The 19,301-nt window shown below is 72.7% G+C and carries 17 protein-coding genes and 1 pseudogene; 7 read left to right on the top strand and 11 right to left on the bottom strand.

The genetic code is table 11. The annotated features are described in order from the left end of the window. The first annotated feature begins 33 nt into the window (after nt 1-33). Nucleotides 34-726 carry a pyridoxine/pyridoxamine 5'-phosphate oxidase gene (locus tag ACZ4Z4_RS13340; RefSeq protein ID WP_468326422.1) on the top strand — a complete coding sequence of 231 codons (693 nt, stop codon included), beginning with the start codon at nt 34-36 and terminating at the stop codon, nt 724-726. On the opposite strand, the gene ACZ4Z4_RS13335 is transcribed toward ACZ4Z4_RS13340, so the two are convergent. Genes ACZ4Z4_RS13335 through ACZ4Z4_RS13325 form a run of 3 tightly spaced genes read right to left on the bottom strand, consistent with a single transcriptional unit; the run spans nt 704 to nt 2,179 of the window. Then, entirely contained in the window at nt 704-1,558 is an 855-nt protein-coding gene (locus ACZ4Z4_RS13335; RefSeq protein WP_468326420.1) for a GNAT family N-acetyltransferase, read from the bottom strand. The two genes, ACZ4Z4_RS13340 and ACZ4Z4_RS13335, sit on opposite strands and share 23 nt — an antisense overlap. Further along, on the bottom strand, nt 1,548-1,703 hold the full coding sequence (locus ACZ4Z4_RS13330) for a hypothetical protein (RefSeq protein ID WP_468326418.1): 156 nt from the start codon (nt 1,701-1,703) through the stop codon (nt 1,548-1,550). The genes ACZ4Z4_RS13335 and ACZ4Z4_RS13330 overlap by 11 nt, the downstream gene beginning before the upstream one ends. Before the next feature lie 32 nt (nt 1,704-1,735). Further along, nucleotides 1,736-2,179: a Zn-ribbon domain-containing OB-fold protein gene (locus tag ACZ4Z4_RS13325; protein ID WP_468326416.1), complete on the bottom strand. Its 444-nt coding sequence runs from the start codon at nt 2,177-2,179 to the stop codon at nt 1,736-1,738. Between the two features lie 167 nt (nt 2,180-2,346). On the opposite strand from ACZ4Z4_RS13325, the gene ACZ4Z4_RS13320 reads away from it, so the two are divergent. The 3 genes from ACZ4Z4_RS13320 to ACZ4Z4_RS13310 all read left to right on the top strand — a co-directional run bounded on the left by ACZ4Z4_RS13320 (nt 2,347) and on the right by ACZ4Z4_RS13310 (nt 6,951). After that, entirely contained in the window at nt 2,347-3,504 is a 1,158-nt protein-coding gene (locus ACZ4Z4_RS13320; protein ID WP_468326415.1) for a flavin-containing monooxygenase, read from the top strand. A gap of 242 nt (nt 3,505-3,746) precedes the next feature. Next, nucleotides 3,747-5,972: an acetate--CoA ligase family protein gene (locus ACZ4Z4_RS13315; protein ID WP_468326413.1), complete on the top strand. Its 2,226-nt coding sequence runs from the start codon at nt 3,747-3,749 to the stop codon at nt 5,970-5,972. Between the two features lie 130 nt (nt 5,973-6,102). Continuing rightward, on the top strand, nt 6,103-6,951 hold the full coding sequence (locus ACZ4Z4_RS13310; RefSeq protein ID WP_468326411.1) for an enoyl-CoA hydratase/isomerase family protein: 849 nt from the start codon (nt 6,103-6,105) through the stop codon (nt 6,949-6,951). Between the two features lie 31 nt (nt 6,952-6,982). On the opposite strand, the gene ACZ4Z4_RS13305 is transcribed toward ACZ4Z4_RS13310, so the two are convergent. Beyond that, entirely contained in the window at nt 6,983-7,843 is an 861-nt protein-coding gene (locus ACZ4Z4_RS13305) for a hypothetical protein (RefSeq protein WP_468326409.1), read from the bottom strand. A gap of 71 nt (nt 7,844-7,914) precedes the next feature. On the opposite strand from ACZ4Z4_RS13305, the gene ACZ4Z4_RS13300 reads away from it, so the two are divergent. After that, the gene (locus tag ACZ4Z4_RS13300; protein ID WP_468326407.1) at nt 7,915-8,625 is read left to right on the top strand and encodes a flavin reductase family protein; all 711 of its coding nucleotides are present in this window, start codon (nt 7,915-7,917) and stop codon (nt 8,623-8,625) included. Here the strand turns inward: ACZ4Z4_RS13300 and ACZ4Z4_RS13295 are convergent. Beyond that, nucleotides 8,615-9,946 (bottom strand): MFS transporter, encoded by a 1,332-nt coding sequence (locus ACZ4Z4_RS13295; protein WP_468326405.1) that lies wholly within the window; start codon nt 9,944-9,946, stop codon nt 8,615-8,617. The genes ACZ4Z4_RS13300 and ACZ4Z4_RS13295 overlap by 11 nt on opposite strands. A 71-nt stretch (nt 9,947-10,017) precedes the next feature. Between ACZ4Z4_RS13295 and ACZ4Z4_RS13290 the strand changes: the two genes are divergently transcribed. Then, nucleotides 10,018-11,013 carry a GlxA family transcriptional regulator gene (locus ACZ4Z4_RS13290; protein ID WP_468326403.1) on the top strand — a complete coding sequence of 332 codons (996 nt, stop codon included), beginning with the start codon at nt 10,018-10,020 and terminating at the stop codon, nt 11,011-11,013. Here the strand turns inward: ACZ4Z4_RS13290 and ACZ4Z4_RS13285 are convergent. The 4 genes from ACZ4Z4_RS13285 to ACZ4Z4_RS13270 form a co-directional block, all read right to left on the bottom strand. Beyond that, nucleotides 10,945-12,180 carry an MFS transporter gene (locus ACZ4Z4_RS13285; protein WP_468326401.1) on the bottom strand — a complete coding sequence of 412 codons (1,236 nt, stop codon included), beginning with the start codon at nt 12,178-12,180 and terminating at the stop codon, nt 10,945-10,947. The two genes, ACZ4Z4_RS13290 and ACZ4Z4_RS13285, sit on opposite strands and share 69 nt — an antisense overlap. A 515-nt stretch (nt 12,181-12,695) precedes the next feature. Next, entirely contained in the window at nt 12,696-13,745 is a 1,050-nt protein-coding gene (locus tag ACZ4Z4_RS13280; RefSeq protein ID WP_468326400.1) for a Zn-dependent alcohol dehydrogenase, read from the bottom strand. After that, on the bottom strand, nt 13,745-14,992 hold the full coding sequence (locus ACZ4Z4_RS13275) for an acyl-CoA dehydrogenase family protein (RefSeq protein WP_468326398.1): 1,248 nt from the start codon (nt 14,990-14,992) through the stop codon (nt 13,745-13,747). Before ACZ4Z4_RS13275 ends, ACZ4Z4_RS13280 begins: the two co-directional genes overlap by 1 nt. Before the next feature lie 10 nt (nt 14,993-15,002). Further along, nucleotides 15,003-15,914, bottom strand: a complete 912-nt coding sequence (locus ACZ4Z4_RS13270; protein WP_468326396.1) for an SDR family NAD(P)-dependent oxidoreductase — start codon at nt 15,912-15,914, stop codon at nt 15,003-15,005. An 83-nt stretch (nt 15,915-15,997) separates the two neighbouring features. On the opposite strand from ACZ4Z4_RS13270, the gene ACZ4Z4_RS13265 reads away from it, so the two are divergent. Then, a complete protein-coding gene (locus tag ACZ4Z4_RS13265) occupies nt 15,998-16,924 on the top strand; it encodes a cyclase family protein (RefSeq protein ID WP_468326395.1) in 927 nt (308 codons plus the stop codon). Between the two features lie 629 nt (nt 16,925-17,553). Here ACZ4Z4_RS13265 and ACZ4Z4_RS13260 read toward each other — a convergent pair. Further along, nucleotides 17,554-17,970: pseudogene (locus tag ACZ4Z4_RS13260) on the bottom strand (ATP-binding protein); the annotation flags it as partial. 454 nt (nt 17,971-18,424) lie between these two features. After that, the gene (locus ACZ4Z4_RS13255) at nt 18,425-19,294 is read right to left on the bottom strand and encodes an acyl-CoA dehydrogenase family protein (RefSeq protein ID WP_468326393.1); all 870 of its coding nucleotides are present in this window, start codon (nt 19,292-19,294) and stop codon (nt 18,425-18,427) included. Nucleotides 19,295-19,301 lie beyond the last annotated feature (7 nt).

Below are 19,301 nucleotides of genomic sequence, written 5' to 3'. Positions count from 1 at the left end.
AAGAGGCGGGACGGTCCGCGCCACAATCGACCCATGACTTCACCCGCGCCACAGCAGGAGACCTTCCGTACGCTGCTCCGCTCGCAGAAGGTCTGGGACACCGAGCTCCCCGCCTTCGACGCGGCACACGACCCGTCACTCGCCCCGGCCGAGCCGCTGCCCCTCTTCCACGGGTGGTTCGCGGAGGCGGTGGACGCCGGGCAGTCCGAGCCGCACACCATGCAGCTGGCGACGGTCGCGGAGGACGGCGGTCCTGACGTACGGACCGTGATGCTGCACGACGCCGACGAGCGCGGCTGGCACTTCGCCACGCACGCGAGCAGCGCGAAGGGCCGCCAGCTCGCGGCCCGCCCGGAGGCCGCCCTGCACTTCTACTGGGCGGCGCAGGGCCGGCAGATCCGGATCAGGGGCCGCGTCACGACGGCCCCGCACGCCGAGAGCCTCGCCGACCTGCACGCCCGGTCGACCGGCGCGCTCGCGGCGGCGCTGGTGGGCCGGCAGAGCGAGATCCTTCCCTCGTACGAGGAGTTGGAGCGGTCGTCCGCCGCCGCGTGGGAGCGGGCGCAGGCGGAGCCGGACGCGGACTCACCGACGTGGACGCTGTACGTCCTGGACCCCGTGGAGGCGGAGTTCTTCCAGGGCGACGCGCGCCGCCGCCACCTGCGGCTGCGGTACCGGAAGGAGGACGGCGGCCCGGCGTGGGTCAGGGAGCTGTTGTGGCCGTGAAGTCCCACTGGGCGAAGTCCCCGGCGGGCCGGTATCCGATGCGCTGGTAGAGGCCGTTGCTGGTGGGGTTGGCGAGGTCCGTGAAGAGCAGCACCTCGGCCGCGCCCGCGTCGAGGGCGGCGCGGGTGACCGCGACGGTGGCGGCGCCCGCGTAACCGCGGCCGCGCAGTTCGGCCGGGGTGTAGACGGGGGCGACGCGGACCTGCCCCGCCACTCGCCGGGTGACGCCGGCCATGGCGACGGGGGTGCCGTCGGGGGTTTCCCAGAGGGTGACGCCGCCGTAGGCGATACGGGAGTCGGCCCACTCCCCGGCCTCCGTCCCGGCACGTTCGCCCATGGCCTCGCCGAACTCGTCGTGCCAGCGGGCGAGCAGGTCCCGGTCCGCCGCGGTGGCGACGCGGGCCCGGCCCGGCGGTGCGGGTTCGGGCGGGGTCAGGTCGCCGAGCCGGTACAGGCGCTGGCGCCTGGTGAGGGCGGCGGCGGCTCCGGTGTGCTTCCCCCAGGCCCGGGAGAACGTCTCCGCGGTGACGCCCTCGGCCGCGATACCGGGCAGGTCCGGGCTGACGTCGGCGAGGAGCCGGGCGAGCGAGTCGGCGGCCTCGGGGCCGACGGGGCTGACGGAGACGCGGTGCGGAGGGGTCCGCAGGAAGGCCCCACGGACGGTGCCGTCGGCATCGGCGTACGTACCGAAGAGGGGCGCCCCCTCCCCGTACGCCTGAAGCCCCCGCACCCGCAGAGTTTCGGTCACACTGAGCAGCACCGTGTGCAGGGCGGGCTCGGCACGCAGGAATGCTCCACCCCGGTCGAGGAATTCATCGAGGTCACTGGTCAACCGCCAGACGCCGGGCGGCGACGGGTCCGGAGGCGTCGAGGGCGTCGAGGGCGTCGAGGGCGTCGAGGGCGTCGAGGGCGTCGAGGGCACAGATACCTGCGCGGCAGACGCGGCGGCCGAAGAAGTCTCTGAAGGCATGACCCATGCTCCCCCGCGCCCTTCGCACGCGCCTCCGAATTAAGCCCGGCACGGCCGAAACACAGGAACCACCAGGCCCTCCTTCACCTCCCGGAACGTCACCTCAACCGCCATCCCAACCCGCAACGCCCCCTCCTTCTCCCCCTCCCCCTCGCACTCCACGACCTCCGTCATCATCCGGGGCCCCTCGTAGAGCTCGACGACCGCCGCGACATACGGAACCCGCCCGCCGAAAGGCGGCAGGTCGTTCCGGTGCACGACCGACCACGTGTAGAGCGTGGCCCGCCCGCTCGCCCGCTCCCAGGAGACGTCCTCGCTCCAGCAGCGCGGGCAGAACTCACGCGGATAGTGATGCGCCGCGCCGCACGCCCCGCAGCGGCGTATCAGCAACCGCCCCTCGGCGGCCGCGTCCCAGTAGGGCCGGGTGAAGGCGTCGACCTCGGGAAGATCGAAACGGGCCTCGACACGCTGTTCCGCGCTCATCAGGGAGTCCGATCACGAAAGGGATAGCCATCTGACGGTACGTCAGTTCACCGCACCCGGCACTGCGTACGCAAGGGATGCCCCTGCCGGATCGCCCGTGATCGATTCGCAACCGGTTTCGGACTTGACCGTCACCCATCAAGTAATCACGCGGTTACTCTCCAGTCATGGCCGACTCGATCCCTCCGCTTACGCTCACGCAGGATCGTCCCGTGTACGTCATCGGCGCCGGACCCGGCGGGCTCGCCGCCGCGGCAGCCCTGCGCGCACGCGGCGTCCGCGCGGTCGTCCTGGAGAAGTCCGACCACGTCGGTGCCTCCTGGCGCGGCCACTACGACCGGCTCCGCCTGCACACGACCCGCCGCCTCTCCGCCCTGCCCGGACTGCCCATCCCCCGTTCGTTCGGCCGCTGGGTCGCGCGCGACGACGTCATCCGCTACCTGGAGAAGTACGCCGAACACCACCGGCTCGACATCGTCACCGGGGTCGAGGTGACCCGCCTGGAGCGCACCGCCGACGGCACCGGCTGGCTGCTGCACGCCACCGGCGGACGTGAACTCACCGGCAGCGCGGTCGTCGTCGCCACCGGCTACAACCACACCCCTCACCTCCCGGACTGGCCCGGCCACGCCACCTACACCGGCGAACTCCTGCACGCCGCCGACTACCGCAACCCCCTCCCCTACGCCGGCAAGGACGTCCTCGTCGTCGGCGTCGGCAACACCGGCGCCGAGATCGCCGTCGACCTCGCGGCGGGCGGCGCCGCCCGGGTCCGCCTCGCCGTGCGCACCGCCCCGCACATCGTGCGCCGCTCCACGGCCGGCTGGCCCGCCCAGCGCTCCGCCATTCTCTGCCGCAGGCTCCCCGTCGCCCTCGTCGACCGGCTCGCGCGCCCGATCACCCGGCTCGGCGTCCCCGACCTCACCGCGCACGGGCTGCCGCGCCCCGACACGGGCCTGTACTCGCGGGTGAAGCAGGGCGCGATCCCGGTGCAGGACGTCGGCCTGATCGACGCGGTACGCAAGGGCCGGGTGGAGCCGGTCGCCGCCCTGCACTCCTTCGAGGACGACAAGGTCGTCCTCGAAGACGGCACGAGGATCGGCCCCGACGTCGTCATCGCGGCGACCGGCTACCGCCGCGCCCTCGAAGACCTGGTGGCCCACCTCGGCATCCTCGACGCGCGGGGCCGCCCCACGACCCACGGCCCCCGCCCCTCACCTCAAGCCCCCGACCTCTACTTCACCGGCTTCACCAACCCCATCAGCGGCATGCTCCGCGAACTCTCCCGAGACGCGCAGAGAATCGCCAAGGCGATATCCCGCTAGCCCGTAAGGCCGCCCGAAGGGCGCCTTCAGGGGGGCGGGGAACTGCGCGACCAGCCACGAACAACCCGAGGCCAAATCACGACCTTGGCACCGTCAGGAATATGCGCTTCCGTGGACGGGGAACCCCGTCCCGCCCAGCCTTTACGTGCAGCCCCGTTCCTGACGGAGCGTCAGTTCAGTAACCTGACTAAGCGTCAGGTTAGGCGTCAGGTATGTGCTGTCACACAGGAGCGGGCGGACCGATGCTTGGATCGACTCACGGCACCTTCACCACCGACCCCCGCCGCGCGCATGTCGTGGCCTGCGGCGAACTCCCTCCCGGCGCGGTCCACGGCCGGGCCGTCACCGCGGACGACCTGGACGTCAGCGGACGCCCGCTGTACGCCGGCGTACCCGACCTGGACCGCTTCTTCCGCCCGAACTCCGTCGCCGTCATCGGCGCCTCGGACGCCGAGGGACGGCCCAACACCGGCATCACCCGCCAGCTCATCGCCTGGGCCGAGCGGGTCGGCGCGCGCCTGCACCCCGTGCACCCCACACGTCAGTCGGTCTTCGGCATCCCCTGCTTCCCTTCCGTCACGGACCTGCCGGAACAGGTCGACCTCGCCGTACTCCTGGTCGGCGACCCGCTGCCCGTCATCGAGCAACTCGCCGAGGAGAAGGTGCGCTTCGCCGTCGCCTTCGCCTCCGGGTTCGCCGAGACCGGGGAGGAGGGCGCCGCCGCCCAGGCCCGCCTCGCCGCCGCCGTCCAGCGCTCGGGCCTCAGGCTGCTCGGCCCCAACACCAACCTCAACGCCTTCGAGCACTTCCGTGACGATCTCGAAGGACCCGCCATCGCCCTGATCACCCAGTCCGGCCACCAGGGCCGCCCCGTCTTCGCCCTGCAAGAGCTCGGCGTCCGCCTCTCCCACTGGGCGCCCACCGGCAACGAGGCCGACCTGGAGACCTCCGACTTCATCTCCTACTTCGCCGAACGGCCCGAGGTCGGCGCCATCGCCTGTTACGTCGAGGGGCTCAAGGACGGCCGCGCCTTCCTGCTCGCCGCCGACCGGGCGGCCCGGCGCGGCGTGCCCGTCGTCGCCGTGAAGGTCGGCCGCACCGAGACCGGCGCCCGCACGGCCGCCTCACACACCGGCAAACTGACCGGCGCCGACGCGGTGGTGGACGCGGCGATGCGGCAGTTCGGCGTGATCCGCGTCGACGGGCTCGACGAACTCCAGGACACCGCCACCCTGCTGGCGCGGGCCCGCGAGCCGAAGGCGGACGGCGTCGTCGTCTATTCGATCTCGGGCGGCACGGGCGCGCACTTCTCGGACCTGGCGACGGAGGCCGGGCTCCGCCTGCCCACCCTCTCCGCCGCCAAGCAGGCGGAGCTGCACCAGTGGATACCCGACTACCTGAACGTCGCCAACCCCGTCGACAACGGCGGGCACCCCGTCGGCGACTGGCGCGGCCGGAAGATCATCGACGCGATCCTGGACGACCCGGAGGTGGGGGTGCTGATCTGCCCGATCACCGGGCCCTTCCCGCCGATGAGCGACAAACTCGCGCAGGACCTGGTGGACGCGGCGGAGCAGACGGACAAACTGGTGTGCGTGGTGTGGGGCTCGCCCGTGGGCACCGAGGACGCCTACCGCAGGACGCTCCTCGGCTCGTCGCGCGTCGCCACCTTCCGCACCTTCGCCAACTGCATCACGGCGGTGCGCGCGCATCTGGACCACCACCGCTTCACGACCGGCTACCGCTCCCCCTTCGACGAGGCGCCGCGCACGCCGTCCCCCTCCTTCCGCAAGGCACAGGCCCTGATGCGGCCCGGCCAGCAGCTCAGCGAGCACGCGGCGAAGCAGCTGCTGCGCGCGTACGGCATCAGGGTGCCGCGGGAGCAGCTGGTGACCAGCGCGGCGGCGGCCGTCCGGGCGGCCGGGCTCGTCGGCTACCCGGTCGTCATGAAGGCGTCGGGGCCGCAGCTCGCGCACAAGACCGAGCTGGGTCTGGTGAAGATCGGACTCACCTCGGCAAGCCAGGTGCGGGACGCCTACCGGGAGCTCACGGACATCGCGCGCTACGAGGACGTCCCGCTGGACGGCATCCTCGTCTGCCAGATGGTCGAGCCGGGCGTCGAGATGGTCGTCGGCGTCACGCACGACGCTCTCTTCGGGCCGACCGTGACGGTCGGGCTCGGCGGCGTACTCGTCGAGGTGCTGCGGGACGCGGCCGTGCGGGTGCCGCCCTTCGGGGAGGACCAGGCGAAGGCGATGCTGTCCGAGCTGCGCGGGCGCGCGCTCCTCGACGGGGTGAGGGGGGCGGCTCCCGCCGACGTCGACGCGCTCGTGGAAGTCGTGCTGCGGGTGCAGCGCATGGCGCTCGAACTCGGTGACGACCTCGCGGAGCTGGACATCAACCCCCTGATGGTGCTGCCGCGCGGGCAGGGAGCCGTCGCCCTCGACGCGCTCGCCGTCTGCCGCTAGAGCCCCCGGCAGCTCACTCGCACTTCGCGCCCGGAGCCGCCCGCACACCGTCCGCGCCAACGCACACACCCGTGCCCCCGCCCGGACCGACGCCCGCACCCGCCCCCGTACACAACGGAGCCACTCCCCCATGACAGCCTCCCCCGAACCACGGACCCGACCCGTCGAACCCCTCGACTCATTGATACGGCACACCACTGACAACGCCGTCTCGTGGATCACGCTGAACCGGCCGGAAGCCCTGAACGCCCTCACCCCGGACCAGCGCGAACGCGTCATCAACCTGCTCGGCGCGGCCTCCGGCGACCCCGCCGTACGGGCCGTCGTGATCACCGCGACCGGCAAGGGTTTCTGCGCGGGTGCCGACCTCCGCGGGGCACCGGCATCGGGGTCGGGGTCGGGGTCGGCCGAGCGCGTGGCCGGTGACGTCGCCCGCACCATCCGGCAGGGCGCGCAGCGGCTCGTCGCGGCGGTCCTCGACTGCGAGAAGCCGGTGATCGCCGCGGTGAACGGCACCGCGGCCGGCATCGGCGCCCATCTGGCGCTCGCCTGCGACCTGGTCATCGCCGCCGAACCGGCACGCTTCATCGAGGTGTTCGTGCGCCGCGGCCTCGTGCCGGACGGCGGCGGCGCCTATCTGCTGCCCCGCCTCGTCGGGCCGCAGCGGGCGAAGGAGCTGATGTTCTTCGGGGACTCCGTGTCCGCCGCCGACGCCGAGCGGCTGGGCCTCGTCAACCGCGTCGTACCGGCCGAGGAGCTGGAGAAGACGGCACGGGAGTGGGCGGAACGGCTCGCGGCCGGACCCACCCGCGCCCTCGCCCTGACCAAGCAACTCATCAACGCCTCACTGGACTCCGACCGCGCGACGGCCTTCGCGGCGGAGGCGGCTGCCCAGGAGATCAACATGACCACGGCGGACGCCAACGAGGGCGTGGCCGGCTTCGTCGACCGCCGCACCCCGTCGTACCGGGGCCGCTGACACGCCCCCCAGCCCACACAGGACCCCGCTCCTACTCCCTCCGCAAGATCTCGACATCCGGAGAGTCCGGGTCCCCCGAGGACACGAAGAGTTCGAGGTCGTCCTCCGTGCCCCCGATGACCCAGGTAGGGCTCACCTCGCACTTCCCGTCGCGCCCTTCGAGAAGGACCGCGGGCCGGTCCAGGTCGGAGTCGACGCCCACCGTCCAGAAGGCGTCGGAGTCACAGCCGCGCAGCTCCGCACGGCCGCTCTCGTACAGCCGCAGGCCGGGGTCGCCTCCCTCGCCCCGCCAGACACCTGCCAGTTGGGCGACGGTCGGGCGCGGCGGCTCGTACTCCTTGAGGAGTCCGGCCGCCGTGGCCAGGGCGGCCGCGCCGATGATCGCGGTGCACACGCCGAGCGAGGCGGTTCCGGAGAGGATCCAGACCTTGCGCAGGGGCCTGCCGAGGCGCTCCTCGCGCCGTCGGCAGTACGCGACGTTCAGCGCGGGCAGCACTCCGCTCGCCGCGATCCACAGCGCGGGCCGGAGGAAGGGGGCGCCCAGCGCGGCGAAGAGCGCCGCCCACGCGGCGCCGATCGGCAGCAGACCGGCGAGCGACCAGGCCCACTCCCGTCCGCGTCCCCACCGGGCGGCGGCCCGGCGCCCGAGCCAGCAGGCCGGGAGCGTGAGCACGGCCGAGTGCAGCAGGCCGAGGAGCGGCAGGAGCAGGGGCGCGAAGAGCAGGACGCAGGCCAGACCGATGGCGGGCCCGCCCGCCGCGCCGTACGTGTCGTCGTCGAGCGACAGGACGAATGCCACCGCTCCGGCCACCGGCAGCTGCGCCGCGCACGCCGCCCCGGCGGCCCGCATATTCGCATCGCCCCAGGTCCGGCGCGTACTCCCCCGCTTCATGGGACTGAAGATACGTGTGGGTCCGCAGGGATTCAGCCACGCCCTTCACATCTGACGGCCCGTCAGCTTCAATGGGCGGTGTGATGGGACACGCAGGGATGGCGGCCACCGCTGTTCGATACCTCAGGTCGGTCGGGGCCCGGACCACGACGGCCTCCGTCGAGGCGCTACCCCGCCCTCAGCTGCGCGCGGTCGGCGACGACGAGCGGGCACCGCTCGACCGGAGCGAGTTCCGGCGGGTGCTCGGGAACTTCGCGACGGGGGTCACGGTGATCACGGCCCCGCCCACGGACGACGGCGGGGAGGACATCACCGGGGAGCACGACGCCGGGGAGGGGCACGCCACGGGAAGCACCGGCCCCACCGGCCCCACCAATCCCGTCGGCCCCGCCGGCTTCGCCTGCCAGTCCTTCGCCTCCCTCTCCCTGGACCCGCCCCTCGTCTCCTTCATGGTGGCGCGTACGTCGACGACGTGGCCGCGCATCGCGCGCGCGGGCGTCTTCTGCGTCAACATCCTCGGCGCCGACCAGGGCGACCTCTGCCGCGCCTTCGCGGTGAGCGGCGCCGACAAGTTCGCCGGGGTGGCGTACGACGCGGCGCCGGTCTCCGGCTCGCCGCGTCTGGCCGGGGTGCCGGCCTGGGTGGACTGCACGATCCAGGCCGTCCACACGGGCGGCGACCACCTCATCGTGGTGGGCCGGGTCGAAGCCCTCGGCGCGGCCGAGGGCGACGCCGACCCGCTGCTGTTCCACCGGGGGACGTTCGGCCGCTTCACCCGCTGACGGCAAGAGCCGTCGGCTCGGAGTCACGCCGCCGGATCACCAGCGCCATCAGCGCCGCCGCCGCGCACAGCGCCCCGGAGGCGTACCAGACCACGTCGTACGAGCCGAAGGCGTCCCGCGCCACGCCCCCGAGGAACGCGACCAGGGCGGCGCCCACCTGGTGCGAGGCGAGGACCCAGCCGAAGACGATCGCGCTGTCGTCGCCGTACTGCTCGCGGCAGAGGGCGAGGGTCGGCGGGACGGTGGCCACCCAGTCCAGGCCGTAGAAGACGATGAAGAGGATCATCGGCGGGTGGACGGTCGGCGCGAGCAGGATCGGCAGGAAGAGCAGCGAGACGCCGCGCAGCGCGTAGTAGACGGCGAGCAGCCGCCGCGCGTCGAAGCGGTCCGTGAACCAGCCCGACGCGACGGTCCCGATGATGTCGAAGATCCCGATGACCGCGAGCAGGGACGCGGCAGCCGTGACGGGCATGTGCTCGTCGTGCGCGGCGGGCACGAAGTGGGTCTGGATGAGCCCGTTCGTCGAGGCGCCGCAGATCGCGAAGGTGCCCGCGAGCAGCCAGAAGGGGCCCGTGCGGGCGGCCTTGAGGAGGACCGTGACGGCGCGGCGGGCCGCGCCGGGGACGGGCGGGGGCTTGGCGACGAACTCCTGCGAGCCGTAGGGCTTCAGGCCGACGTCGGCGGGGTGGTCCCGCAGGAGCAGCCAGACGAAGGGGACGACGACGAGGGCGGCGAGAGCGACCGTCACGGTGGCGGGCCGCCAGTCGTGCGTCTCGACGATCCAGGAGAGGAGCGGCAGGAAGATCAGCTGGCCGGACGCGGAGGCGGCGGTGAGGATGCCGGTGACCAGACCGCGGCGTTCGGTGAACCACCGGTTGGTGACGGTGGCGGCGAAGGCGAGCGCCATCGAGCCCGAGCCGAGCCCGACGAGCAGACCCCAGCAGAGCAGCAGCTGCCAGGCGGAGTCCATCCACACGGTCAGTCCTGACCCGCACGCGATCACGACGAGCGCGACGGCGACGACCTTGCGGATGCCGTAGCGGTCCATGAGCGCGGCGGCGAACGGCGCGGTGACGCCGTACAGCGCGAGGTTGAGGGAGACCGCGAGCCCGACCGTGCCGCGCGACCAGCCGAATTCGTCGTTCAGCGGGTCGAAGAGGAGACCGGGCAGCGAGCGGAACGCGGCGGCGCCGATGATCGTCACGAAGGTGACGGCGGCGACGAACCACGCGCGGTGGATGCGGGGAGTACGACGGGTACGGCGCCGGGGCGTGCCGCCCGGCGGGGTGTCGCGCGCGGGCGTCTCGGTTGTCTGGGTCACGTCATTCAGGATCGGGAAACGGTACGTCCCGAACGAGTGGCCCGAGGGACAGCATTCGCTAGGATCGGGCCATGGCCTCTCTGCCCGAGCCCGCCGCGCACCGGGTCGTCGTCCTCGCCCTGGACGGCGTGATCCCCTTCGAACTGGGCATCCCCCAGCGGATCTTCAAGGGCGCCCGCACCCCGGAGATGCGGCACTTGTACGAGGTCGTGACGTGCTCGGTGCGTCCGCCGGGCCCGATCCGCACGGACGCCGACTTCGCGATCCTCGTCGAACACGGCCCGGAGTCGCTGGCCACCGCGGACACCGTGGTGATCCCCGCGTCGTACGAACTGGGTCCGGTGTACGAGGAGGGCCGCCTCACCGAGGAACTGTCGGCGGCCCTCGCCCACGTCAGGCCGGGCACGCGCCTGGTCTCCATCTGCACGGGCGGCTACATCCTCGCCGCCGCGGGCCTCCTCGACGGCCGCCCGGCGACCACGCACTGGTCGTCGGCCGCACACTTCCAGCAGCTCTTCCCCAAGGTCAGGGTGGACGCGGACGTGCTGTTCATCGACGACGGCGACGTCCTGACGTCGGCGGGCGTGGCCGCGGGCATCGACCTCTGCCTCCATGTCGTACGCAGGGACCACGGCACCGCCGTCGCCAACGACGTGGCCCGCCGCACCGTCGTACCGCCCCACCGCGACGGCGGTCAGGCGCAGTACATCCACCGGCCGCTGCCGGAACCGCAGTTGGCGACGACGCGGACGGCACGGGCGTGGGCGCTCGGCCGGCTCGACCAACCGCTGCAACTGCGCGACATGGCGGAGCAGGAGTCGATGTCGGTCCGCACGTTCACCCGGCGGTTCCGTGAGGAGGTCGGCATCAGCCCCGGCCAGTGGCTGACGCAGCAGCGCGTGGAACGGGCGCGCCACCTCCTGGAATCCACCGAGCTCTCCGTCGACCAGGTGGCGCGGGACGCGGGCTTCGGCACGGCCCAGTCGATGCGCCAGCACCTACAGGCCGCGCTCGGAGTCACCCCCACCGCCTACCGCCGCACCTTCCGCGACGTCACCCCCGCCTGACCGACCTTCCGCCAGCGGCTTCGCCTCCCCCAGCACACCGACCACGGTCAGTACGACACCGAGCGCCACGCCCGCCAGGATCGCCGTCGACGGCGGGACGACGCTCAACAGCCCGCCGGCCAGCGAGCCGCTCGCGGCGTAGCCGGCGCCCACGGCCGCGTACATCACCGAGTAGCCCGCGGCGAGCGCGCTCGGCGGCAGCAGCTCGCGCAGCGACAGGTTCCGGGTCAGCATGGCACCGGCCTGCAACACCCCGGCGACCACGAGCACGCCGAGCATCCAGCCGACCCCCGGCACCACGGCGACCAGCCCCAGACATCCGCAGAGGCCGGACATCAACACCATGCTCTGCGTCCGCAGCCGCCCCGGCCACCGCCGCAGCCCGTACACGAACGACCCGACGGCCGACCCCACCGCGAGGCCCGCGAGCAGCGGTCCCGCCCACCCGACGGCGATCCCGCGCTGCTCCAGCAGGGCGGGCAGCACCAGCTCCGCGAGCGCCAGCATCGACAGGCTGGCCGCACCCGTCACGAAGACGGGCCAGGCCCGGACGAGAATCCGCGCCATGGACTCGCCGCCCCGGTCGTCCACGTCCGACTCCCACCCCGCGGGCAGCATCCACAGCCCGGCCACGGACGCGGCCATCAGCAACCCTGCCAACAGCAACGGCAGTACGGGGGAGACCCCCAGCGCGAGTCCGGTGACGGCGGCCGGCGCGACCGCCCAGATCCCGAAGGTCAGCATCGACTCGACCGCCAGCGCCTGCGCGACGGCCCGCGCCGGCACGAGGCCCGTCAGCAGCGCGCGCAGGCCGCCCGGGGCTGCGGCGGGTCCGGCGCCCGCGAGGAAGGCGAGACCGCCGAGCACGGCGGGGTGCGCGTCCGGGAGGGCGCCGAGGCCCGCGAAGGCGAGGGCCCCCACGGCGAGTCCCACAGCCAGCTGTGGACGCGCTCTTTCGGCCCGTATCCGCATGCCGAGCAGGGGAGCACCGATGATCTCCCCCACGACGTACGCGGCGGCGAGCGCCGCGCCCAGGACGTAGCCGCCCGGGCGCTCCCGGACGAGGAACACGAGGGCGAGGGGCGCGGCCGCCACGGGCATCCGCGCGCCCACCGCCACAACTGCCCACCGCGCGACGCCCCCTGTGACGACCTCCCGATAACCCATCCCCCGACGCTAACCACCCGTCCCCCTCCGCCACCTCCCATTAACCGCCAGAAACCCCAAGCCCGCCGCTCCGCGGCGGATGTTCCCCACCCACCCACCCGTTTGCCCCGCGACGTCCCGCGGGAGTAGGGGCGGGGTGGGCGGGCCTCCCCCGCGACGCCCAGCGCAAGTAAGGGCGAATGGGTGGGTGTGGCCCGCGACGTCCAGCGCAAGTAAGGGCGAATGGGTGGGTGTGGCCCGCGACGTCCTGCGGGGGTAAGGGGGCGCAGCGACCCCCACCGGCCGGGCAGGCGCACGCGCTCCCGAGGGGACGTGGGGGTATGTGCGAACGGAGCACCGAGCCAGCAATAGCGCCTTTGGACTTGAGGCGCGGCGCAGGGATGGCGAGTACGCACATACCCCCGCGGCCCCGCCCCACAGACGAGCAGAAGGCGCAGCCCCGCACCCAGGCGCCCAGCGCACCGCCCCACAGACGAACACCAGGCGCGGACCCCAGCCCGCGCCCGCCCGCCGCGTCAGAACGTCAGAACCCCCCGCGCCACCCTCCCCGCCCCCGCGTCAGCCGCCGCCTTCGCGAAGTCCTCCAGGGGATACGTCGCCGTCACCAGCTCGTCCAGGAGGAGCCGGCCGCTGCGGTACAGCTCCGCGTACAGCGCGAAATCGCGCTGTGGGCGTGAACTCCCGTACCGGCAGCCGAGGATCGACTTGTCCAGGAACATCGACGCGACCACGAACGACGCCTCAGCCGTGGCCCCCGGCATCCCAAGGAGCACCGCCTGCCCGTGCCGGTCCAGCAGGTCCACCGCCTCCCGCACCAGCTCCACCCGCCCCACACACTCGAACGCGTGGTCCGCCCCGTCCGGCAGCACATCCCGGACGCCCTCCGTGGAGGGCAGGAAGTGCGTCGCCCCGAACCTCCGCGCCACCCCCTCCTTCTCCGGATTCGCGTCGACCGCCACCACCGTGCCCGCGCCCGCGATCCGCGCCCCCTGAAGCACATTGAGCCCGATCCCGCCCGCGCCGATCACCACCACCGAGTCCCCCCGCCCGACCCGGGCGCGGTTGAGCGCGGCCCCCACGCCCGTCACCACGGCACACCCGATCAGCGCCGCCGACGTCAGCGGGACATCGTCCGGGATCTTCACGGCCTGGACCGCCTTGACGACGGTCCGTTCCGCGAAGGCGGAGTTCGCCGCGAACTGGTACACCGGCTCCCCGCCCCGGGAGAACGGCTGCTCCGGCATCCCGATGGCCCGCCGGCACATCGTCGGCCGCCCCCGATGACACTCCCCGCAGGTCCCACAGTTGGCGATCGTGGAGAGAGCCACATGATCCCCGGGCACCACATGTGCCACCCCCGGCCCCACCGCCTCCACGACCCCCGCCCCTTCATGCCCGAGCACCACCGGCGACGGAAACGGAATGGTCCCGTCGATCACCGACAGATCGCTGTGGCACAGCCCGGCCGCCGCCACCGCGACCAGCACCTCCCCGGGCCCCGGGCCCCGTATCTCCAAGTCGTCGACGACCTCGGCCCGCGCCCCGTCGAACACCACACCCCGCATCACGCACGCCCCTCACGAGGCCCCTTGGCCTCTCTCGGCAGACCGAGCACCCGCTCGGCGATGATGTTCCGCTGGATCTCGTCCGACCCGCCGTAGATGGTGTCGGCGCGGCTGAAGAGGAAGAGGCGCTGGGCGGAGTCGAGTTCGTAGGGCGCCTCCGGGGACCAGTCCCGCGGCCCCGCCGCGGCCGCGACCCCCCGCACCTCCATCGCCAGCTCCCCGAGCCGCTGATGCCACCGCCCCCACAACAGCTTGGCCACGCTGGGCGCCCCCGGGCCGCCCGAACCACCCAGCGTCCGCAACGCGTTCCACCGCATCACCCGCAACTCGGCCCACCGCCGCACGATCCGCTCGCGCACCACGGGATCGCCCGCACCCCCGCCCGCCACGGCCTCCCGCACCACCCCCGCCAGCTCCTCCGCGAACCCGATCTGCTGCACGAGCGTGGACACGCCCCGCTCGAAACCGAGCAGCCCCATCGCGACCCGCCAGCCATGGCCCACGCCGCCGACCACATGCCCGGCACGCGCGCGTGCCCCGTCGAAGAAGACTTCGTTGAACTCGCTCGTGCCGGTGAGCTGCCGGATGGGCCGTACCTCGATCTGCCCCGGCTGATCCATCGGCACCAGCAGGAACGACAGGCCGTGGTGCCCCCGGGAGCCCTCCTCCGTCCGCGCCAGCACGAAGCACCAGTCGGCCTCCCGCGCCAGCGACGTCCAGATCTTCTGCCCGCTGACCCGGAACCCCGTCCCGTCCCGCACCGCCCGCGTCCGCACGCCCGCCAGGTCGGACCCCGCCCCGGGCTCGCTGTACCCCTGGCACCACAGCGCCTCGCCCCGGGCGATCGGCGGCAGGAACTCGTCGCGCTGCTCCTGGTTCCCGTACGCCAGCAGGGTGGGCGCGAGGAGGTTCTCCCCGATGTGCCCGTACCGACCGGGCGCCCCGGCCCGCGCGTACTCCTCCGCCCAGACGACCTGCTGGGTCAGCGTGGCCGTCCGATTGCCGTACGCACCCGCACCCGCCCCCGTGCCCAAGCCGATGTCTGAACCCGAATCCCATCCCAGCCCGATCCATCCCCCCTTCCCCAACTCCCGCTCCCAGGCCCGCCGGACCGCCCCGCCCTCGTGCTCGCTGCCGGGACCGCCCCGCCCCACCGCGGCGGCGAACGTACCGGTCAGGTGCTCCGCGAGCCAGGCCCGCGCCTCCGCGCGGAACTCCTCGTCCTCGGGCCCGAACCCGAAATCCACGGCCCCGCCCCTACGCGTTCGGGCGTTTCTTGTCGGCCGCCGCCTTCGCCATCGCCTCCAGCCGCGCCAGCATCGGCATCGGGTCGGTGCCCACCGTCCCCGGCAGGAACTCCGCGATCCGCTCCGGGGTCCACGCCCCTTCGGCGTACCCGGCGCGCAGCTCACGCGGCTGCGCCCATACGGCGATCTTGGGGCCGGCGATCGTGTAGACCTGCCCGGTGATCTCCTCCTCGCGCGCCCGGTCGCTCAGCAGATAGACGACCAGCGCGGCGACGTCCTCCGGGTCCCCGATCTCCGTCAGCTCCATCGGTACGTTCGCGGACATCCGCGTACGCGCGACGGGCGCGACCGCGTTGGCCGTCACCCCGTACTTGTGCAGCCCCAGGGCCGCACTCCGCACCAGCGAGATGATCCCGCCTTTCGCGGCGCTGTAGTTGGCCTGGGCGACGGAGCCCTGGTGGTTGCCGCTGGTGAAGCCGATCAAGGTGCCCGAGCCCTGCTTCCGCATCACCGCCGACGCGGCACGGAAGACGGTGAAGGTGCCCTTCAGATGCGTGGCGACGACCGGATCCCACTCCTCCTCGGACATGTTGAACAGCATCCGTTCGCGCAGGATCCCGGCGACGCACACCACTCCGTCGACGCGCCCGTACTCGGCGAGCGCGACGTCGACGATCCGCTGTCCGCCGGCCATGGTCGAGATGTCGTCGGCGACGGCGACGGCGTCCCCGCCCGCCGCCTCGATCTCCTTGACGACCGCGTCGGCCACCGCGCTGGTCGGCTCGGCGCCCTCCATGGAGACGCCGTAGTCGTTGACGACGACCTTCGCGCCCTCGGCCGCGGCGGCGAGCGCGACGGCCCTGCCGATACCGCGCCCGGCGCCGGTCACGGCCACCACCTTGCCTGCCAAGAAGTTCCCCACGCCGGCCCCTTCCCGCGGTTTCTGACGGACCGTTAGATTCTATGGCCCGTCAGACGGCGGAAGACAAGACCCAGGGAGGGACCATGTCACTGCCCCCGGAGTTCCATGACATCGCCAAGCGCGTCAACAACTGGGGGCGCTGGGGCGCCGACGACGAGCTCGGCACGCTCAACCTCGTCACGGACGACGTCGTCCGCGCGGCCGCCGCCGAGGTCCGCTCCGGCCACCGCGTCCCGCTCGCGCTCCCGCTCAAGGAGGACGGCGTGCAGACGGGTCTGATCCCGGGCCGCGTGAACCCCCTGCACACCATGGTGCAGATCAACCAGGAGCTGTTCGGCCCCGGCACGGTCGCCACCAGCGACGACGCGGTGACGATGGGCCTTCAGACAGCCACCCACTGGGACGCCCTCACACACGCCTCCCACTCGGGCAAGATCTACAACGGCCGCCCCGCGGACAGCATCACCGCCCACACGCGGGCCCGGTTCAGCGGCATCGACAAGGTGCCGCACGTCGTCTCGCGCGGCGTCCTGCTCGATGTCGCGCGCGCCAAAGGGCTCGACCGGCTGCCCGGTGACCACGCCGTCACCCCGGACGACCTGGACGAGGCCGCGGAGTTCGGAGGCGTCACGGTCGGCGCGGGCGACATCGTGCTCGTACGCACGGGGCAGATCCAGGTCTACCTCGCGGGCGACAAGCAGGCGTACGGGCATCCGTCACCGGGACTCTCGCTGCGCACGCCCGAGTGGTTCCACGCGCGGGACGTGGCGGCGGTCGCGAACGACACCCTCACCTTCGAGATCTTCCCGCCGGAGGTCGAGAACCTGTGGCTGCCCGTGCACGCGCTCCACTTGGTCGAGATGGGGATGCTCCAGGGCCAGAACTGGAATCTGGAGAACTTGTCCACAGCCTGTGCACAAGCTTCCCGCTACACCTTCCTGCTGTCCGCGATGCCCGAGCCGTTCGTCGGCGGGACGGGCACACCGGTGGCGCCGGTCGCCGTACTGTGACCGCCGCATACCGCGACCGCCGCTTTCGCACCGGACGGCGGCGCGTCGGCTTCCGCCCCGAGCGCGCCGCCGCGCACGCCGCCGTCCGGTTCCGGCACCCGGTCCCGTCCTGTGCACCTGCGCGGCCACGAAGGGACTGACGCCGAACGCGCGACCCACACTTCGTCAAGGACCTCCGTCACCGGGCACCCTCGACGTCCCCTCGCAGCGAATCGCTGCACACAAGCGTGATCAATCGGACACGACACGTCAACACCGATCCGGGGATTAGGGGCTTATGCCCCTTTTGTTCCACCCGCGCACAGGTGCGCGCACCGTGGCACATGGCGGCGCACAGGGGGCTCGAACGCTCAGACCGCTTCGTAGGCGACGTCGACGTCGCCGTAAGCCGCCCTGTTGGGCATCGCCCTGCCGTAGACCCCGTAGGCCTGGCTGCCGTAGCCGGCGCCCGCCCCGTCACACGCCGTGACACCGTGGGGTGCCACGCCGTGGACCGTGACGTCACAGACCGTCACATCGTGGGTCGTCGCGTGGCAGGCCGGCGTGGAGCAGGCCGCGGCGTCGCAGGCCGCCGCGTCGTAGGCCGCCGCGTCATGCGTCGTCCCCTCGAACGCGACCGCCGCGACACCGGGCTCGCACCGGTCCACCTCGCACCAGATGCTCTTGCCCGCACCCTCCGGCCGCCAGCCCCAGCGGTCGGCGAGTCCGTCGACGAGCTCCAGGCCGCGGCCGTTGGTGTCGTCGCCGTGCGCGTGCCGCTGCGCGGGCGGCCGCGCGCTCCTGTCCACCACCTCGACCCGCACCGTCCCGGTCCCCTCGCCCGCGTCGGCCGGGGGGCCGGGAAGGAGCATCCGCAGCACGGCCGGACACCCGGTGTGCACGACGGCGTTGGTCACGAGCTCCGAGATCAACAGGATCAGGGTCTCGGCCACTGGCTCATCGGCTTCTATCCCGGAGCCCGCCAGTCGTGAACGGGCCCATCGCCTGGCCCGTCCCACTTCCGCGGGGTCGGCCCCGACCTCCAGCTGAACTTGAAGCACCTGCACCGCTCACACCATCCGAACCGGCGGACACATCGCCTCGCGACTCCACAGGGTCACCGAACGTGATCCCCTTGGGAGACAGCATGATTGACGTTCAGTTACCCCAACAAGCGCTTCGGGCATATTCCAGCGCGAAGGAGTACGCGTGCTGCATACTGTGCGACGCGCGCCGCGGGGGGTCGAACAGGCGGCGGCGTAGCCCCGCGCTGTCCTGCGAGCGGCGGGCACTGCCAGGTCCGGGGCCGCCCCATGGGCAGCACCGGCATGGCTCGGCCTCTGAACCACTCGCATCTCACACAAGGTACCCGAGCCGGACACCGACCACATGCCGTGACGAGTCCCCCGTAGGACACAACCCGATATCGACGCTCCGTAGTCTTCGCGCGGACGGGTTCAGCCTTACGGAAGACCATGACAAAGTCGTCGTTATCGGACAGACCAATTTTCGCGGAGCGCCTCAGAGCGCCGCGGCAAGCTCCTCCTCGGCCTCCCGTGCCGACCGCCCCAGCTCGGCCCGCACCCAGGCCCGCTTGAGGTGCAGGTGCACCTCGGCCTCCCAGGTGAAGCCCATGCCGCCGTGCACCTGGAGGCAGTCGCGCGCGTTGCGCACGGCCGCGTCGTCGGCGAGCAGCTTGGCGGCCGAGGCGTCGAGCGCGTTCCCCGTCACGGCCGCCGCGTACACGGCGCTACGGGCCAGCTCGGTGCGTACGAGCATGTGCGCGCAGAGGTGTTTCACCGCCTGGAACGCGCCGATGGGGCGGCCGAACTGTTCGCGCCGCCGGGCGTGTTGGACGGCTGTCTCGCAGCTTCGGGCGGCGCTGCCGAGCTGTTCGGCCGCGTGGAGGAGGACCGCCGGGGCTCCACGGGATTCCGGGGCTTCCCGGGCAGCAAGGCCCCCCGCCTCCGGCACCCGGTGCAGCGGTGTCAGCGGGTCGACGGAGCGCAGGGGTACGGCGCCGGTGGCGTCGCCGCGCACCACGTCCGCCTCGGCCAGCCACGGCACCAGGGAGCCGTCGACCGCGGTCACGACGGTCTCGCCCGTCCCGGCGCCCGGCACGACGCCCGCCGCGAGGAACGACGCCACCGCGGGGCCCGGCAGCAGCGCGCGCCCCGCCTCCTCGAAGATCAACACGGCCTCCGGGAGCCCCAGTCCGACCCCGCCCTCCGCCTCGGGCAGGGCGAGCGAGAAGAAGCCGGCCTTCCCCAGTTCGCGCCAGAGCGCCCGGTCGATGCGGTCCGTGGCGTCCCGCAGGGAGAACCGGCCCTGAAGCAGCTGCCGCACGCCTTCCTGCAACGCCCGCTGGTCAGCACTGAGTTGGAAATCCATACGGACC

The sequence above is a fragment of the Streptomyces sp. NPDC030245 genome, assembly GCF_055572995.1.
Note: the sequence above shows the minus strand (reverse complement) of the source record. Positions and strands in the feature narration are given on the sequence as shown.

Excerpts from the sequence above, each read along its gene's own strand:
- ACZ4Z4_RS13340 (WP_468326422.1), top strand. The coding sequence starts at position 34 with ATGACTTCACCCGCGCCACAGCAGGAGACCTTCCGTACGCTGCTCCGC.
- ACZ4Z4_RS13330 (WP_468326418.1), bottom strand. The coding sequence starts at position 1,703 with ATGGGTCATGCCTTCAGAGACTTCTTCGGCCGCCGCGTCTGCCGCGCA.
- ACZ4Z4_RS13325 (WP_468326416.1), bottom strand. The coding sequence starts at position 2,179 with ATGAGCGCGGAACAGCGTGTCGAGGCCCGTTTCGATCTTCCCGAGGTC.
- ACZ4Z4_RS13320 (WP_468326415.1), top strand. The coding sequence starts at position 2,347 with ATGGCCGACTCGATCCCTCCGCTTACGCTCACGCAGGATCGTCCCGTG.
- ACZ4Z4_RS13315 (WP_468326413.1), top strand. The coding sequence starts at position 3,747 with ATGCTTGGATCGACTCACGGCACCTTCACCACCGACCCCCGCCGCGCG.
- ACZ4Z4_RS13310 (WP_468326411.1), top strand. The coding sequence starts at position 6,103 with ATGACAGCCTCCCCCGAACCACGGACCCGACCCGTCGAACCCCTCGAC.
- ACZ4Z4_RS13305 (WP_468326409.1), bottom strand. The coding sequence starts at position 7,843 with ATGAAGCGGGGGAGTACGCGCCGGACCTGGGGCGATGCGAATATGCGG.
- ACZ4Z4_RS13300 (WP_468326407.1), top strand. The coding sequence starts at position 7,915 with ATGGGCGGTGTGATGGGACACGCAGGGATGGCGGCCACCGCTGTTCGA.
- ACZ4Z4_RS13290 (WP_468326403.1), top strand. The coding sequence starts at position 10,018 with ATGGCCTCTCTGCCCGAGCCCGCCGCGCACCGGGTCGTCGTCCTCGCC.
- ACZ4Z4_RS13285 (WP_468326401.1), bottom strand. The coding sequence starts at position 12,180 with ATGGGTTATCGGGAGGTCGTCACAGGGGGCGTCGCGCGGTGGGCAGTT.
- ACZ4Z4_RS13280 (WP_468326400.1), bottom strand. The coding sequence starts at position 13,745 with ATGCGGGGTGTGGTGTTCGACGGGGCGCGGGCCGAGGTCGTCGACGAC.
- ACZ4Z4_RS13265 (WP_468326395.1), top strand. The coding sequence starts at position 15,998 with ATGTCACTGCCCCCGGAGTTCCATGACATCGCCAAGCGCGTCAACAAC.
- ACZ4Z4_RS13255 (WP_468326393.1), bottom strand. The coding sequence starts at position 19,294 with ATGGATTTCCAACTCAGTGCTGACCAGCGGGCGTTGCAGGAAGGCGTG.